This window comes from Oryzomicrobium terrae (assembly GCF_008274805.1).
Lineage (GTDB): Bacteria > Pseudomonadota > Gammaproteobacteria > Burkholderiales > Rhodocyclaceae > Oryzomicrobium > Oryzomicrobium terrae.
Genome location: NZ_CP022579.1, coordinates 3077878 through 3091186, shown reverse-complemented (window position 1 = coordinate 3091186; position 13309 = coordinate 3077878). Strand labels below are relative to the sequence as shown.

Here is a 13309-nt window from a genome sequence, read left to right as displayed (position 1 = left end):
AAGCGTAATGGCTAAGGAAAAGTTCGAACGTACGAAGCCGCACGTGAACGTTGGCACCATTGGTCACGTTGACCACGGTAAGACCACGCTGACGGCAGCTATCACCACCATTCTGTCCAAGAAGTTCGGTGGCGAAGCGAAGGCTTATGATCAGATCGACGCTGCGCCGGAAGAAAAGGCCCGCGGTATCACCATCAACACCGCCCACGTCGAATACGAAACCGCGACCCGTCACTATGCCCACGTGGACTGCCCGGGTCACGCCGACTACGTGAAGAACATGATCACCGGTGCCGCCCAGATGGACGGCGCGATCCTGGTCTGTTCCGCCGCTGACGGCCCCATGCCCCAGACCCGCGAGCACATCCTGCTGGCCCGTCAGGTGGGTGTGCCCTACATCGTCGTGTTCCTGAACAAGTGCGACATGGTCGACGACGCCGAGCTCCTCGAGCTGGTGGAAATGGAAGTGCGCGACCTGCTGTCCAAGTACGACTTCCCGGGCGACGACATCCCCATCATCAAGGGCTCCGCCCTGAAGGCCCTCGAAGGCGACCAGTCCGAGATCGGCGAACCCGCCATCTTCCGTCTGGCCGACGCCCTCGACAGCTACATCCCCACGCCTGAGCGTGCCGTGGATAAGCCCTTCCTGCTGCCCATCGAAGACGTGTTCTCCATCTCCGGTCGTGGCACCGTGGTGACCGGTCGTGTCGAGCGCGGCATCGTCAAGGTTGGCGAAGAAATCGAAATCGTCGGCATCAAGCCCACCGTCAAGACCACCTGCACCGGTGTGGAAATGTTCCGCAAGCTGCTGGACCAAGGTCAGGCCGGTGACAACGTCGGCGTGCTGCTGCGCGGTACCAAGCGTGAAGAAGTCGAGCGCGGCCAAGTGCTGGCCAAGCCGGGCTCCATCACCCCGCACACCCACTTCACTGGCGAAGTGTACGTTCTGTCCAAGGACGAAGGTGGTCGTCACACCCCGTTCTTCAACAACTACCGTCCCCAGTTCTACTTCCGCACCACCGACGTGACCGGTGCGATCTCTCTGCCGGAAGGCACCGAGATGGTGATGCCGGGCGACAACATCGCCATGACTGTGAAGCTGATTGCGCCGATCGCCATGGAAGAAGGTCTGCGCTTCGCCATCCGTGAAGGCGGTCGTACCGTCGGCGCCGGCGTCGTCGCCAAAATCATCGAGTAACTTCGATGTAAGCAACGGGGCCGGCGCCCACGCGCCGGCCCTTGTTCTTTGATTCGCTCTTTGATCTGCTCTTTAGGAACTATCATGCAAAACCAAAAAATCCGCATCCGCCTCAAGGCCTTTGACTATCGCCTGATCGACCAGTCTGCTCAGGAAATCGTCGAAACCGCCAAGCGGACCGGCGCCGTGGTGCGCGGCCCCGTGCCTCTCCCCACTCGCAAGCAGCGTTTTGACATTCTGCGTTCCCCCCACGTCAACAAGACTTCTCGCGACCAGTTCGAAATCCGTACCCATCAGCGTCTGATGGACATCATCGACCCCACCGACAAGACTGTGGATGCGCTGATGAAGCTGGATCTTCCGGCTGGCGTCGACGTGGAAATCAAGCTGCAGTAACAACGGTTTGCGCTAGCGGGTTGATTGCAGTTATAATCCGCAGCTTTTCGGCGGGCGTTTCCTTTGGGAGCGCCCGGTTTGTCTTGAATGCTCGCCGGCCAACCGTAGCCGGCGTCAGGAGAAAAACCATGAGTCTAGGCCTTGTCGGGCGCAAGGTCGGCATGACTCGCATCTTTGCTGAAGATGGTGCAACCATCCCGGTGACGGTGCTTGATGTGTCGAACAATCGCGTCTCCCAGATCAAGACCCCTGAAACCGACGGCTATGCCGCGGTCCAGGTGACTTTCGGCCAGCGCCGCGCTTCCCGCGTCGTCAAGCCTCTTGCCGGCCATCTGGCCAAGGCAGGGGTTGAGGCCGGTCACGTCCTCAAGGAGTTCAATGTGGCTCCGGCGGACCTCGCCAATTTGAAGCCGGGTGACCAGATCGCGGTCACCCTCTTTGCTGCTGGTCAGCTGGTTGATGTGACCGGAACGACTCAGGGTAAGGGCTTCCAGGGCGCTATCAAGCGTCACAATTTCAGCTCCAACCGCGCATCCCACGGTAACTCCGTGACCACCCGTGCGCCGGGTTCCATCGGTATGGCGCAGGATCCGGGTCGTGTTTTCCCGGGTAAGCGCATGGCCGGTCACCTCGGTGCCGTTCAGCGCACCACGCAGAACCTCGAAGTGGTTCGCGTGGATGCCGATCGCCAGCTGCTGCTGGTGAAGGGTGCGGTGCCGGGTTCCAAGGGTTCGGACGTGATCGTTCGGCCTGCGGTCAAGGCTGGCTCCTAAGCGAGGGCGACAATGGAACTGAAAGTCATCAACGATAAGGGTCAAGAGGCGAGCCGTCTGCAGGCCTCGGACATCCTGTTCGGTCGCGAGTACAACGAAGCGCTGATCCACCAGCTGGTGGTGGCCTACCAGGCGAACGCCCGGTCCGGCAATCGCGCCCAGAAGGACCGCGCCAACGTCAAGCACACCACCCGCAAGCCGTGGAAGCAGAAGGGTACGGGCCGCGCTCGCGCCGGTATGTCCTCCAGCCCGCTGTGGCGTGGGGGCGGTAAGATTTTCCCGAATTCCCCGGAAGAAAACTTCAGCCAAAAGGTTAACAAGAAGATGTTCCGTGCCGGCATGGCCGCCATCTTCTCTCAACTGGCTCGTGAAGACCGGCTGGCCGTGGTGGACGACATTGCTGTCGATGCCCCCAAGACCAAGCTCTTCGTCGAGAAGCTGAAGAATCTCGGCCTGGAATCCGTGCTGGTGATCACCGACAACCTGGACGAGAACCTCTTCCTGGCTTCGCGGAACCTGTTCAATGTGCTCGTCCTCGAGCCGCAGGAAGCCGATCCGGTGTCCCTGGTGCGTTTCCCCAAGGTCCTGCTCACCAAGAGTGCAGTGGCCAAGTTTGAGGAGATGTGGGGATGAATCAGGAACGTCTGATGCAAGTGCTGCTGGCGCCCCAGATCTCTGAGAAGGCGACCTACGTAGCCGACAAGAACGAGCAGGTGATCTTCCGCGTGGCGTCCGACGCTACCAAGCCGGAGATCAAGGCTGCCGTCGAGCTGCTCTTCAAGGTGCAGGTCGAGTCCGTGCAAGTTGCGAACGTCAAGGGCAAGGTCAAGCGCACCCGGCATGGTCTGGGTCGTCGCAAGGGCTGGAAGAAAGCCTTCGTTTGCCTGAAGCCGGGCCAGGAAATCAATTTCGTGGCCGGGGAGTAAGTCATGGCACTGATGAAAGTCAAACCCACGTCCGCCGGTCGTCGCGCGGTCGTCAAGGTGGTCAGCCCCGAGCTGTACAAGGGCCGCCCCGTTGCCTCCCTGCTGGAGAAGCAGGTCCGGGGCTCGGGCCGGAACAACAATGGCCACATCACCACCCGTCACAAAGGTGGCGGTCACAAGCAGCACTACCGTGTGGTCGATTTCAAGCGCAACAAGGACGGAATCCCGGCCAAGGTTGAGCGCCTGGAGTACGACCCCAACCGCTCTGCTCACATTGCTCTGTTGTGCTACGCCGACGGCGAGCGCCGCTACATCATCGCTCCCAAGGGGGTGGTGGTCGGTCAGCAGCTGATGAGTGGTTCGGAGGCTCCGATCAAGGCCGGTAACGCTCTGCCCATCCGCAATATCCCCGTGGGTTCCACCATTCACTGCGTGGAAATGCTCCCGGGCAAGGGTGCTCAGTTGGCGCGTGCTGCCGGTACTTCCGTGCAGCTGCTCGCCCGCGAAGGTTCTTACGCTCAGCTCCGTCTGCGCTCCGGCGAAATCCGTCGGGTGCATATCGAGTGCCGCGCCACCATTGGCGAAGTTGGCAACGAGGAAAACAACCTGCGCAAGCTGGGTAAGGCCGGTGCTACCCGTTGGCGCGGTGTTCGCCCGACGGTTCGCGGCGTGGCCATGAACCCGGTGGATCACCCGCACGGTGGCGGCGAAGGCCGCACTGGTGAAGGTCGTGTGCCTGTCAGCCCGTGGGGTACCCCGGCTAAGGGTTACCGTACTCGTAGCAACAAGCGCACGACTTCCATGATCGTGCAGCGTCGTCATAAGCGCTAAGAGGTAAAGAATGGCACGTTCTCTCAAGAAAGGCCCGTTCGTCGACGCTCACCTCTGGAAGAAGGTGGAAGCGGCTCGCACGGGTAACGACAAGCGGCCGATCAAGACCTGGTCCCGCCGCTCGACCGTACTGCCCGATTTCATCGGTCTGACCATCGCCGTCCATAACGGTCGGCAGCACATCCCGGTGTTCGTCACCGAGAACATGGTCGGCCACAAGCTGGGCGAGTTCGCGCTGACCCGTACCTTCAAGGGTCACACCGCGGGCAAAAAGGCCAAGAGATAAGGAGTGGATATGGAAACTCGTGCTGTATTGCGCGGCGTCCGCCTCTCGGCCCAGAAAGGTCGCCTCGTGGCTGACCTGATCCGCGGTAAGCGGGTCGACCAGGCGCTCAGCGTCCTGGCCTTCTGCCCGAAAAAGGGTGCTGAAATCATGAAGAAGGTCCTCGAATCTGCTATCGCCAACGCCGAGCACAATGACGGTGCTGACATTGACGAGCTGAAAGTGAAGACCGTGTACGTCGAGCAGGCTGCGACGCTCAAGCGCTGGACGGCTCGTGCGAAGGGTCGTGGCAACCGGATTCTCAAGCCGACCTGCCACATTTTCCTGACCGTCGGCAACTGAGGATAGGCTATGGGACAGAAGATTCATCCGACCGGCTTCCGCCTCGCGGTAACCCGCGACTGGTCCTCCCGCTGGTACGCGAATAACCAAAATTTCGCGTCGATGCTGAATGAGGATGTGGAAGTTCGGGAGTACCTGAAAAAGAAACTCGCCCACGCTTCCGTAGGTCGCGTGGTGATCGAGCGCCCCGCCAAGAACGCTCGCGTGACCGTTTTTTCAGCCCGCCCGGGCGTGGTCATCGGCAAGAAGGGCGAAGAGATCGATCAGCTGCGTTCCGGCCTGCAGGGCATCCTCGGTGTGCCGGTCCACGTTTCCATCGAAGAAATCCGTAAGCCGGAAATCGATGCGAAGCTGATCGCCGACTCCATTGCCCAGCAGTTGGAAAAGCGCATCATGTTCCGTCGCGCAATGAAGCGCGCGATGCAGAACGCCATGCGCTTGGGTGCACAAGGCATCAAGATCATGAGCTCCGGTCGCCTCAATGGCGCTGAAATTGCCCGTACCGAATGGTATCGCGAAGGTCGTGTGCCTCTGCACACCCTGCGCGCCGATATCGACTACGGCACTTCGGAAGCCAAGACCACCTACGGCATCATCGGTATCAAGGTGTGGGTGTACAAGGGCGAAAACATGGGCCGCAACGAACAGCCCGCCGCTTCCCCGGAAGGTGACGACAAGCGCCCGGCGCGCCGTGGTCGTCCTGGTGAAGGCGAAGGCAAGCCCCGCGGTCGTACGGTTAAAGCCGACGGCGAGGGTGATGCCAAGGCTCCGGCCAAGCGTGTCAGAAAGGCAGGTGCGTAAATGCTGCAACCCGCACGTCGCAAGTACCGCAAGGAACACAAAGGCCGTAACACTGGCCTGGCGACTCGTGGCGCCAAGGTTTCCTTCGGTGAATTTGGCCTGAAAGCCATCGGTCGCGGTCGTTTGACTGCGCGCCAGATAGAAGCTGCCCGTCGTGCCATGACCCGGCACATCAAGCGCGGCGGTCGCATCTGGATTCGTGTGTTCCCGGACAAGCCCATCTCGAAGAAGCCCGCCGAAGTCCGTATGGGTAACGGTAAGGGTAACCCTGAGTACTGGGTGGCCGAGATCCAGCCGGGCAAGGTCCTGTATGAAATGGATGGCGTCAGCGTCGAGCTGGCCCGCGAAGCGTTCAAGCTCGCTGCGGCCAAGCTCCCCATCGCGACGACCTTCGTGACCCGTCAGTTGGGGTAATCATGAAAGCCAATGAACTCAAAGCGAAAAGCGTTGAGGAACTGAACAAGGAGCTGGTCGAGCTCCTCAAGGCTCAGTTCTCCCTTCGTATGCAGAAGGCGACGCAACAGCTGGCGAATACTAGTCAGATCGGTAAGGTTCGTCGCGACATCGCCCGTGTCCGTACCATTCTTCGTGAAAAGGCGGTGCAGCAATGACCGAGACCTCCAGCATCAAGCGGACGCTGATCGGCCGCGTGGTGAGCGACAAGATGGACAAGACGGTAACTGTCCTGGTCGAGCGCCGTGTTAACCACCCGAAGTATGGCAAGGTGATCCAGCTGTCCAAGAAGTATCACGCTCACAACGAGAATAACGAGGCTCAAGCCGGTGATCTGGTTCAGATCGAGGAGTGCCGCCCGTTGTCCCGTACCAAAGCGTGGCGTGTTGTGAAGCTGCTCGAAAAAGCAGTTGTTGCATAACGCTTGCTTGTATTGAGAAGTCCTGATACTATCCGGCTTCTTTTCTGCGGTGCCCGGTCCTGCCGGGCACCGTTGCATTTGCCTCGACCCCGAGGGGATCGCAAGTCTAGTGTCGGAAACGGCGCTGCCCCGACGGGATCTACCCCATATACGGGTTCCAAGACTGACCGCGGCCTCCGCGGGATAAGTTGGAGTTAAACAATGATTCAGATGCAGACGATTCTGGATGTCGCCGACAACACCGGCGCACGTTCGGTCATGTGTATCAAGGTGTTGGGTGGTTCCAAGCGCCGCTATGCCGGTATTGGAGACATCATCAAGGTCAGCATCAAGGATGCTGCGCCCCGTGGTCGCGTGAAGAAGGGTGACGTCTATAACGCCGTCGTCGTTCGCACCGCCAAGGGTGTGCGCCGTCCCGATGGCTCCCTTGTCAAGTTCGACGGCAACGCTGCCGTGCTCCTCAATAACAAGCTGGAGCCCATTGGCACTCGTATCTTCGGGCCGGTTACGCGCGAGCTGCGTAACGAACGGTTCATGAAGATCGTGTCCCTGGCGCCCGAAGTTCTCTAAGGAGTCACCATGGAGAAGATTCGCAAGGGTGACGAAGTCATCGTTCTGACTGGCAAGGACAAGGGCAAGCGCGGTTCCGTGCTGCGGCGTGTCGATGCCGATTACGTCGTCGTGGAAGGGGTTAACCGTGCCAAGAAGCACGTTCGCCCGAATCCGGTGAGCGGCGTGGTGGGTGGCATTGTCGAGAAGGACATGCCTATTCACATCTCCAACATCGCGCTCTTCGACGCGAAGGCTGGCAAGGGTGGTCGTGTGGCCATCAAGAAGCTGGATGACGGTCGGATGGTGCGCGTGTTCAAGGCGACCGGCGAGGTCGTGGACGCTTAAGGAACAGACATGGCGCGTTTGGCTGATTTTTACAAGACGACTGTTGTGCCCGAGCTGACCAAGCAGTTCGGTTACAAGTCCGTCATGGAAGTGCCGCGCATCACCAAGATCACCCTGAACATGGGTGTGGGTGAGGCGGTGGCTGACAAGAAAGTTCTCGAGCATGCCGTGGGCGACATGGTCAAGATCGCCGGTCAGAAGCCGGTGGTGACCAAGGCGCGCACCTCGATCGCAGGTTTCAAGATTCGCGACGGCTACCCGCTGGGTTGCATGGTGACCCTGCGTGGTCCCCGCATGTTCGAATTCCTGGATCGCCTGGTGACCGTGGCCCTGCCGCGCGTTCGCGACTTCCGTGGTATTTCCGGCAAGGGTTTCGATGGCCGCGGGAACTACAACATGGGCGTCAAAGAGCAGATTATTTTTCCCGAGATCGAGTACGACAAGATCGATGCGCTGCGCGGGATGAATATCAGCATCACCACCACGGCGAAGACCGATGAGGAAGCTCGTGCTCTCCTCGCGACCTTCAAGTTCCCGTTCAAGAATTGAGGCGATTATGGCGAAGAAAGCCCTGATCAACCGCGAAGAAAAGCGTCGTGTCCTCGTTGCTAAGTTTGCCAAGAAGCGCGAAGCGCTGCAGGCAATCGCCGACAACGTGGCTCTGACCGACGCCGAGCGTTTTGAGGCGCGTCTGAAGCTTCAGGCGCTGCCCCGCAATACGAGCCCCGTGCGTCTGGTGAATCGTTGCCAGCTGACCGGTCGTCCCCGTGGCGTGTTCCGCAAGTTCGGTCTGTGCCGCAACAAGATCCGTGAGATTGCCTTTAAGGGTGAAATCCCGGGCATGACCAAGGCCAGCTGGTAAGCAGGAGGATTTGTAAATGGCGATGAGCGATCCGATCGCGGACATGCTGACCCGCATCCGCAACGCCCAGATGGCGGAGAAGGCTGAAGTTGAAATGCCCTCCTCCAAGCTGAAAGTGGCGATTGCTAAAGTGCTGAAGGACGAAGGCTATATCGAGGATTTCGCCGTACGTGGCGAAGCTGAGAAGCCCCTGCTTCAGATTGGCTTGAAATACTACGCTGGCCGCCCGGTGATTGAGCGCATTGAGCGCGTCTCCCGTCCTGGCCTACGTGTGTACAAGGGCTCCCAGGATATTCCTCGCGTCCTGAACGGCCTGGGTGTGGCCATTGTGTCCACTCCCAAGGGTGTCATGACCGACCGCAAGGCGCGGGCTGCCAAGGTTGGCGGCGAAGTGCTCTGCGTTGTGGCGTAAGGAGTCATCATGTCCCGCGTTGGTAAGAATCCAATTCCGCTGCCCCAGGGTGTTGAAGTCTCCCTGGCCGGCCAGGATGTGACCGTAAAGGGGCCGCTGGGCTCTCTCAAATTCACGGCCAATCCGGCTGTGCGTCTCGTGCAAGATGGCGCACAGCTGTTGGTGAAGCCGGTTGATGGTGCTGCAAATGCCGGCGCCCTCTCCGGTACCACCCGTGCTCTCGTGAATAACATGGTGACTGGTGTGTCCAAGGGGTTTGAGCGCAAGCTGACCCTGGTGGGTGTGGGCTATCGCGCTCAAGCCCAGGGCGACATCCTGAACCTGACCCTGGGGTTTTCCCACCCCGTGGCGCACAAGATGCCGGCTGGCATCAAGGTCGAGACCCCGTCCCAGACGGAAATCGTGATCAAGGGCGTCGACAAGCAGGTTGTTGGCCAGGTGGCGGCGGAAGTCCGCGCCTACCGCAAACCCGAACCCTATAAGGGCAAGGGCGTGCGTTATGCCGACGAAGTTGTCGTGCTCAAGGAAACGAAGAAGAAGTAAGGGCTAATCATGATCGACAAGAAGCAGGCGCGACTGCGCAGGGCCCGCAAAACCCGGGCCAAGATTGCCGAGCTCAAAGCCGTGCGTCTGTCGGTGCATCGCACCAACAGTCACATCTACGCCCAGGTGATCTCCCCTTGTGGCTCCAAGGTTCTGGCTTCGGCCTCTACCCTCGAGCCCGAAGTCCGCAAGGACCTCTCCCACGGTGGCAACGTCAATGCCGCCATCGTGATTGGCAAGCTGATTGCCGAGCGCGCGAAGAAGGCCGGTGTCGAAACCGTGTCCTTCGACCGTTCTGGTTTCAAGTACCACGGCCGCGTCAAGGCCCTGGCCGATGCTGCCCGTGAAAACGGTCTGCAGTTCTAAGGCCCGGTACCAGTAGAGGTTGAAAATGGCTAAACCGCAAAACAAACGAGTTCAGCAGGCTGACGAGCGTGATGACGGTCTTCGCGAGAAGATGGTCTCCATCAATCGCGTCACCAAAGTCGTCAAGGGCGGTCGGATCATGGGCTTCGCTGCCCTGACCGTCGTCGGCGATGGCGATGGTGGCATCGGCATGGGCAAGGGCAAGTCCCGTGAAGTGCCTGTCGCCGTGCAGAAGGCGATGGAAGAGGCGCGTCGCAAGATGGCCAAGGTTGCCCTGAAGAATGGCACCCTGCACCACGCAGTGGTCGGTGAGCACGGCGCTTCGAAAGTGCTGATGATGCCCGCTGCTGATGGTACCGGCATCATCGCCGGCGGCGCCATGCGTGCCGTCTTCGAGGTGATGGGCGTGACCAATATCGTGGCCAAGGCCCACGGCTCCACCAACCCTTACAACATTGTCCGCGCAACGATCAACGGCCTGCTGTCGATGAATACGCCGTCCGTGATCGCTGCTAAGCGTGGCAAATCCGTTGAAGAGATTCTGGGGTAAGTCATGGCTGACAATAAAATCAAGGTCACGCTCGTAAAGAGCCTGATCGGTACCAAGCAGTCGCACCGCGCTACCGTGCGCGGCCTCGGCCTTCGTCGCATCAACCATACCGTTGAAGTGATCGACACCCCGGCCAACCGCGGCATGATCAACAAGGTTTCGTACCTGCTGAAGTACGAGGGTTGATATGGAACTGAATACCATCAAGCCTGCCGTCGGTGCCAAGCACGCTGCCAAGCGCGTCGGGCGCGGTATCGGCTCCGGTATGGGCAAAACTGCTACCCGTGGTCACAAGGGTCAGAAGTCCCGTGCCGGTGGTTTCCACAAGGTCGGTTTCGAAGGCGGCCAAATGCCGCTGCAGCGCCGGCTGCCCAAGCGCGGTTTTGTTTCTTTGACCAACGCGCGGAATGTGGAAATCCGTTTGGGTGATCTGCAGGCTCTGCCGGTTGATGAAATCGACCTGCTGACCCTGAAGCAAGCAGGGATCGTGGATATCCACGCTCTGTCTGCCAAGGTCATTCTTTCTGGTGAGATCTCCCGTAAGGTGGTCCTCAAGGGCATCGGCGCCACCAAAGGTGCCAAGGCTGCCATTGAAGCCGCCGGCGGTAGCATCGCCGAGTAAGTTTTTACTCGTTTTTATAGGAAAGTCGGACGGTGGCGACGAATAATTCGCTCATCAAGCAAGGTGGAAAGTTCGCCGACTTGAAGCGGCGGCTGTGGTTCTTGCTCGGTGCATTGGTGGTATACCGGATCGGGGCGCATATTCCCGTACCGGGCATCGATCCCGCGGCTCTGTCCGATCTCTTCCGCTCGCAGCAGGGCGGCATCCTGGGCATGTTCAACATGTTCTCCGGGGGCGCCCTGTCGCGTTTTACGATTTTTGCACTGGGGATCATGCCGTACATTTCGGCGTCGATCATCATGCAACTGATGAGCGTGGCCAGCCCGCAACTTGAGGCACTCAAGAAGGAAGGCGAGGCAGGCCGGCGTAAAATCACTCAGTACACCCGTTATGGGACCGTGCTGCTCGCGTTGTTCCAGGCGCTCGGCATTGCCATCGCGCTCGAAGCCCAGCCTGGTCTGGTAATCGATCCGGGTTTCATGTTCCGTATTACGGCGGTGACCACTTTGGTTACTGGGACCATGTTCCTGATGTGGCTCGGTGAGCAGATTACCGAGCGTGGTCTGGGCAACGGCATCTCCGTGATCATCTTTGCCGGTATCGCTGCAGGCTTGCCAAACTCGATTGGCGGTTTGCTGGAGTTAGTGCGTACCGGTGCGATGCATCCGCTGACCGCCATTGTGATCGTGGCACTGGTGTTCGCGGTTACCGCCTTCGTGGTCTTCGTGGAGCGAGGTCAGCGGAAGATCCTGGTGAACTACGCGAAGCGCCAAGTCGGTAACAAGATCTATGGTGGTCAAAGTTCACACCTGCCTCTCAAGTTGAATATGGCTGGCGTGATTCCCCCGATCTTCGCATCCTCGATCATCCTGTTCCCCGCGACGGTAGCCGGCTGGTTTGGCTCTGGTGATAAGGCGCGTTGGCTCAAGGATGTCGCCGCCACGCTGTCACCTGGCCAGCCGCTGTATGTGATGCTTTACGCTGCCGCGATCATCTTCTTCTGTTTCTTCTACACGGCGTTGGTCTTCAATTCCAAGGAGACGGCCGATAATCTGAAGAAGAGTGGTGCTTTCGTGCCGGGTATCCGGCCGGGCGATCACACTGCGCGGTATATCGACAAGATTTTGATGCGACTGACCCTGGTGGGTGCTGCCTACATCACTCTGGTTTGTCTGCTGCCGGAATTCCTGATTCTCAAGTGGAATGTTCCCTTCTACTTCGGTGGAACGTCCCTCCTGATCATCGTGGTGGTGACGATGGACTTCATGGCTCAAGTCCAGGCGTTCATCATGTCCCACCAGTATGAAAGTCTGCTCAAGAAAGCCAATTTCAAAGGCGGTCTGGCAGCGAAATAATTAAACGATATGGCCAAGGAAGACGTTATCGAAATGCAGGGCGAGGTTGTCGAGAACCTCCCCAATGCAACTTTCCGGGTGAAGCTGGAAAACGGGCACGTAGTACTGGGATTCATCTCCGGAAAAATGCGGATGCACTACATCCGCATTCTTCCCGGCGACAAGGTGACGGTTCAACTGACGCCTTATGACTTGTCCAAAGCCCGGATCGTCTTCCGAACCAAGTAAGGGGCGAAAGCTCCTGCAAAAACGAATCTCTACGCGGTAACTTAGGTGGTAAGGGGCTGGCTGCGCCACAAACCACCGACGATTAGGAGTTGATCATGAAAGTGCTGGCTTCGGTTAAGCGTATTTGCCGTAACTGCAAAATCATTCGTCGCCACGGCGTGGTGCGGGTGATCTGTAGCGATCCTCGGCACAAGCAGCGCCAGGGCTGATCGCGTTTGCGTTGATACGCAAGGCGATTGTGAAATATAATCAGTAGTTTCGCTTTCTAGGGTGAATCCATGGCCCGTATTGCAGGGGTTAACATTCCGGCCCACAAACATGCTGAGGTCGCGTTGACCGCGATTTTTGGCATTGGCCGCACTCGCGCACAGCAAATCTGTGACGCGGCTGGCGTCAATCGCGCTTCGAAGATGAAAGATCTTTCCGAAGCCGAGATGGAGCGCCTGCGTGACGAGGTGGGTAAGTTCACGGTTGAGGGTGACCTCCGCCGCGAAGTGACCATGAACATCAAGCGCCTGATGGACTTGGGCTGCTACCGTGGGGTGCGTCACCGTCGTGGCCTGCCGTGCCGCGGTCAGCGGACCCGTACCAATGCTCGGACCCGCAAGGGGCCGCGTAAAGCCATCGCTGGCAAGAAATAAGTAGGGACGAATCATGGCCAAAACTGCCGCCAAAGTTCGCAAAAAAGTCAAAAAGAACGTAGCTGAGGGCATCGCCCACATCCACGCCTCTTTCAACAACACCATCATCACCATCACCGACCGTCAGGGCAATGCCCTGTCTTGGGCGACTGCTGGTGGTGCCGGCTTCAAGGGCTCCCGTAAGAGCACCCCGTTCGCCGCCCAGGTCGCTGCTGATGCGGCCGGTCGCGTTGCGGTTGAGTGCGGCGTGAAGAACCTGGAAGTTCGCATCAAGGGCCCCGGCCCGGGTCGTGAATCCTCCGTCCGTGCGCTCAACGCGCTGGGCATGAAGATTACCGCGATCACCGATGTGACTCCGGTTCCGCATAACGGCTGCCGTCCGCCGAAAAAGCGCCGCATCTAACAGGAG

27 protein-coding genes are annotated in these 13309 nt (G+C 59.2%); all 27 read left to right on the top strand.

Features of this window, described 5'->3' with window-relative positions; genetic code table 11:
- Positions 1–7 precede the first annotated feature (7 nt).
- Positions 8–1198, top strand: a complete 1191-nt coding sequence (gene tuf / locus OTERR_RS14060) for an elongation factor Tu (protein WP_149426143.1) — start codon at positions 8–10, stop codon at positions 1196–1198.
- 84 nt (positions 1199–1282) lie between these two features.
- On the top strand, positions 1283–1594 hold the full coding sequence (gene rpsJ, locus OTERR_RS14055; protein ID WP_054621719.1) for a 30S ribosomal protein S10: 312 nt from the start codon (positions 1283–1285) through the stop codon (positions 1592–1594).
- Between the two features lie 128 nt (positions 1595–1722).
- The gene (gene rplC / locus OTERR_RS14050; RefSeq protein WP_054621718.1) at positions 1723–2367 is read left to right on the top strand and encodes a 50S ribosomal protein L3; all 645 of its coding nucleotides are present in this window, start codon (positions 1723–1725) and stop codon (positions 2365–2367) included.
- A gap of 12 nt (positions 2368–2379) precedes the next feature.
- Positions 2380–3000 carry a 50S ribosomal protein L4 gene (rplD, locus tag OTERR_RS14045; RefSeq protein ID WP_054621717.1) on the top strand — a complete coding sequence of 207 codons (621 nt, stop codon included), beginning with the start codon at positions 2380–2382 and terminating at the stop codon, positions 2998–3000.
- On the top strand, positions 2997–3293 hold the full coding sequence (gene rplW / locus OTERR_RS14040) for a 50S ribosomal protein L23 (protein ID WP_082397125.1): 297 nt from the start codon (positions 2997–2999) through the stop codon (positions 3291–3293). The genes rplD and rplW overlap by 4 nt, the downstream gene beginning before the upstream one ends.
- A 3-nt stretch (positions 3294–3296) precedes the next feature.
- Positions 3297–4124: a 50S ribosomal protein L2 gene (gene rplB / locus OTERR_RS14035; RefSeq protein ID WP_149426142.1), complete on the top strand. Its 828-nt coding sequence runs from the start codon at positions 3297–3299 to the stop codon at positions 4122–4124.
- Positions 4125–4134: 10 nt separating this feature from the next.
- Positions 4135–4410 (top strand): 30S ribosomal protein S19, encoded by a 276-nt coding sequence (gene rpsS / locus OTERR_RS14030; RefSeq protein WP_054621715.1) that lies wholly within the window; start codon positions 4135–4137, stop codon positions 4408–4410.
- Between the two features lie 9 nt (positions 4411–4419).
- Positions 4420–4749 carry a 50S ribosomal protein L22 gene (rplV, locus tag OTERR_RS14025; protein WP_149426141.1) on the top strand — a complete coding sequence of 110 codons (330 nt, stop codon included), beginning with the start codon at positions 4420–4422 and terminating at the stop codon, positions 4747–4749.
- Between the two features lie 9 nt (positions 4750–4758).
- A complete protein-coding gene (gene rpsC, locus OTERR_RS14020; protein WP_054621713.1) occupies positions 4759–5550 on the top strand; it encodes a 30S ribosomal protein S3 in 792 nt (263 codons plus the stop codon).
- Complete coding sequence (gene rplP, locus OTERR_RS14015) at positions 5551–5964, top strand: 50S ribosomal protein L16 (protein ID WP_054621712.1); 414 nt, start codon at positions 5551–5553, stop codon at positions 5962–5964.
- A 2-nt stretch (positions 5965–5966) separates the two neighbouring features.
- Positions 5967–6161: a 50S ribosomal protein L29 gene (gene rpmC / locus OTERR_RS14010; RefSeq protein ID WP_054621711.1), complete on the top strand. Its 195-nt coding sequence runs from the start codon at positions 5967–5969 to the stop codon at positions 6159–6161.
- Positions 6158–6424, top strand: coding sequence for a 30S ribosomal protein S17 (gene rpsQ, locus OTERR_RS14005; RefSeq protein WP_054621710.1), 267 nt, complete (start codon positions 6158–6160; stop codon positions 6422–6424). The genes rpmC and rpsQ overlap by 4 nt, the downstream gene beginning before the upstream one ends.
- A 201-nt stretch (positions 6425–6625) precedes the next feature.
- Positions 6626–6994: a 50S ribosomal protein L14 gene (gene rplN, locus OTERR_RS14000; protein WP_054621709.1), complete on the top strand. Its 369-nt coding sequence runs from the start codon at positions 6626–6628 to the stop codon at positions 6992–6994.
- A 9-nt stretch (positions 6995–7003) separates the two neighbouring features.
- Entirely contained in the window at positions 7004–7321 is a 318-nt protein-coding gene (gene rplX / locus OTERR_RS13995; protein WP_054621708.1) for a 50S ribosomal protein L24, read from the top strand.
- 9 nt (positions 7322–7330) lie between these two features.
- Entirely contained in the window at positions 7331–7870 is a 540-nt protein-coding gene (gene rplE, locus OTERR_RS13990; RefSeq protein WP_054621707.1) for a 50S ribosomal protein L5, read from the top strand.
- A gap of 7 nt (positions 7871–7877) precedes the next feature.
- Positions 7878–8183 carry a 30S ribosomal protein S14 gene (gene rpsN / locus OTERR_RS13985; protein WP_054621706.1) on the top strand — a complete coding sequence of 102 codons (306 nt, stop codon included), beginning with the start codon at positions 7878–7880 and terminating at the stop codon, positions 8181–8183.
- A 16-nt stretch (positions 8184–8199) separates the two neighbouring features.
- Positions 8200–8595 carry a 30S ribosomal protein S8 gene (rpsH, locus tag OTERR_RS13980; protein WP_054621705.1) on the top strand — a complete coding sequence of 132 codons (396 nt, stop codon included), beginning with the start codon at positions 8200–8202 and terminating at the stop codon, positions 8593–8595.
- A 9-nt stretch (positions 8596–8604) separates the two neighbouring features.
- On the top strand, positions 8605–9138 hold the full coding sequence (gene rplF / locus OTERR_RS13975; RefSeq protein ID WP_149426140.1) for a 50S ribosomal protein L6: 534 nt from the start codon (positions 8605–8607) through the stop codon (positions 9136–9138).
- A gap of 12 nt (positions 9139–9150) precedes the next feature.
- The gene (gene rplR / locus OTERR_RS13970) at positions 9151–9504 is read left to right on the top strand and encodes a 50S ribosomal protein L18 (RefSeq protein WP_082397127.1); all 354 of its coding nucleotides are present in this window, start codon (positions 9151–9153) and stop codon (positions 9502–9504) included.
- A gap of 25 nt (positions 9505–9529) precedes the next feature.
- Positions 9530–10054, top strand: a complete 525-nt coding sequence (gene rpsE / locus OTERR_RS13965; RefSeq protein WP_054621702.1) for a 30S ribosomal protein S5 — start codon at positions 9530–9532, stop codon at positions 10052–10054.
- A gap of 3 nt (positions 10055–10057) precedes the next feature.
- Positions 10058–10240: a 50S ribosomal protein L30 gene (gene rpmD / locus OTERR_RS13960; protein WP_054621701.1), complete on the top strand. Its 183-nt coding sequence runs from the start codon at positions 10058–10060 to the stop codon at positions 10238–10240.
- A 1-nt stretch (position 10241) separates the two neighbouring features.
- On the top strand, positions 10242–10676 hold the full coding sequence (gene rplO / locus OTERR_RS13955; RefSeq protein WP_054621700.1) for a 50S ribosomal protein L15: 435 nt from the start codon (positions 10242–10244) through the stop codon (positions 10674–10676).
- Between the two features lie 32 nt (positions 10677–10708).
- Positions 10709–12031, top strand: coding sequence for a preprotein translocase subunit SecY (secY, locus tag OTERR_RS13950; RefSeq protein ID WP_149426139.1), 1323 nt, complete (start codon positions 10709–10711; stop codon positions 12029–12031).
- Between the two features lie 9 nt (positions 12032–12040).
- The gene (infA, locus tag OTERR_RS13945; protein ID WP_054621698.1) at positions 12041–12259 is read left to right on the top strand and encodes a translation initiation factor IF-1; all 219 of its coding nucleotides are present in this window, start codon (positions 12041–12043) and stop codon (positions 12257–12259) included.
- A 95-nt stretch (positions 12260–12354) separates the two neighbouring features.
- On the top strand, positions 12355–12468 hold the full coding sequence (gene rpmJ, locus OTERR_RS13940) for a 50S ribosomal protein L36 (RefSeq protein WP_082397123.1): 114 nt from the start codon (positions 12355–12357) through the stop codon (positions 12466–12468).
- Positions 12469–12537: 69 nt separating this feature from the next.
- Positions 12538–12900, top strand: coding sequence for a 30S ribosomal protein S13 (rpsM, locus tag OTERR_RS13935; protein ID WP_149426138.1), 363 nt, complete (start codon positions 12538–12540; stop codon positions 12898–12900).
- A gap of 13 nt (positions 12901–12913) precedes the next feature.
- A complete protein-coding gene (rpsK, locus tag OTERR_RS13930; RefSeq protein ID WP_054621696.1) occupies positions 12914–13303 on the top strand; it encodes a 30S ribosomal protein S11 in 390 nt (129 codons plus the stop codon).
- Positions 13304–13309: the final 6 nt, after the last annotated feature.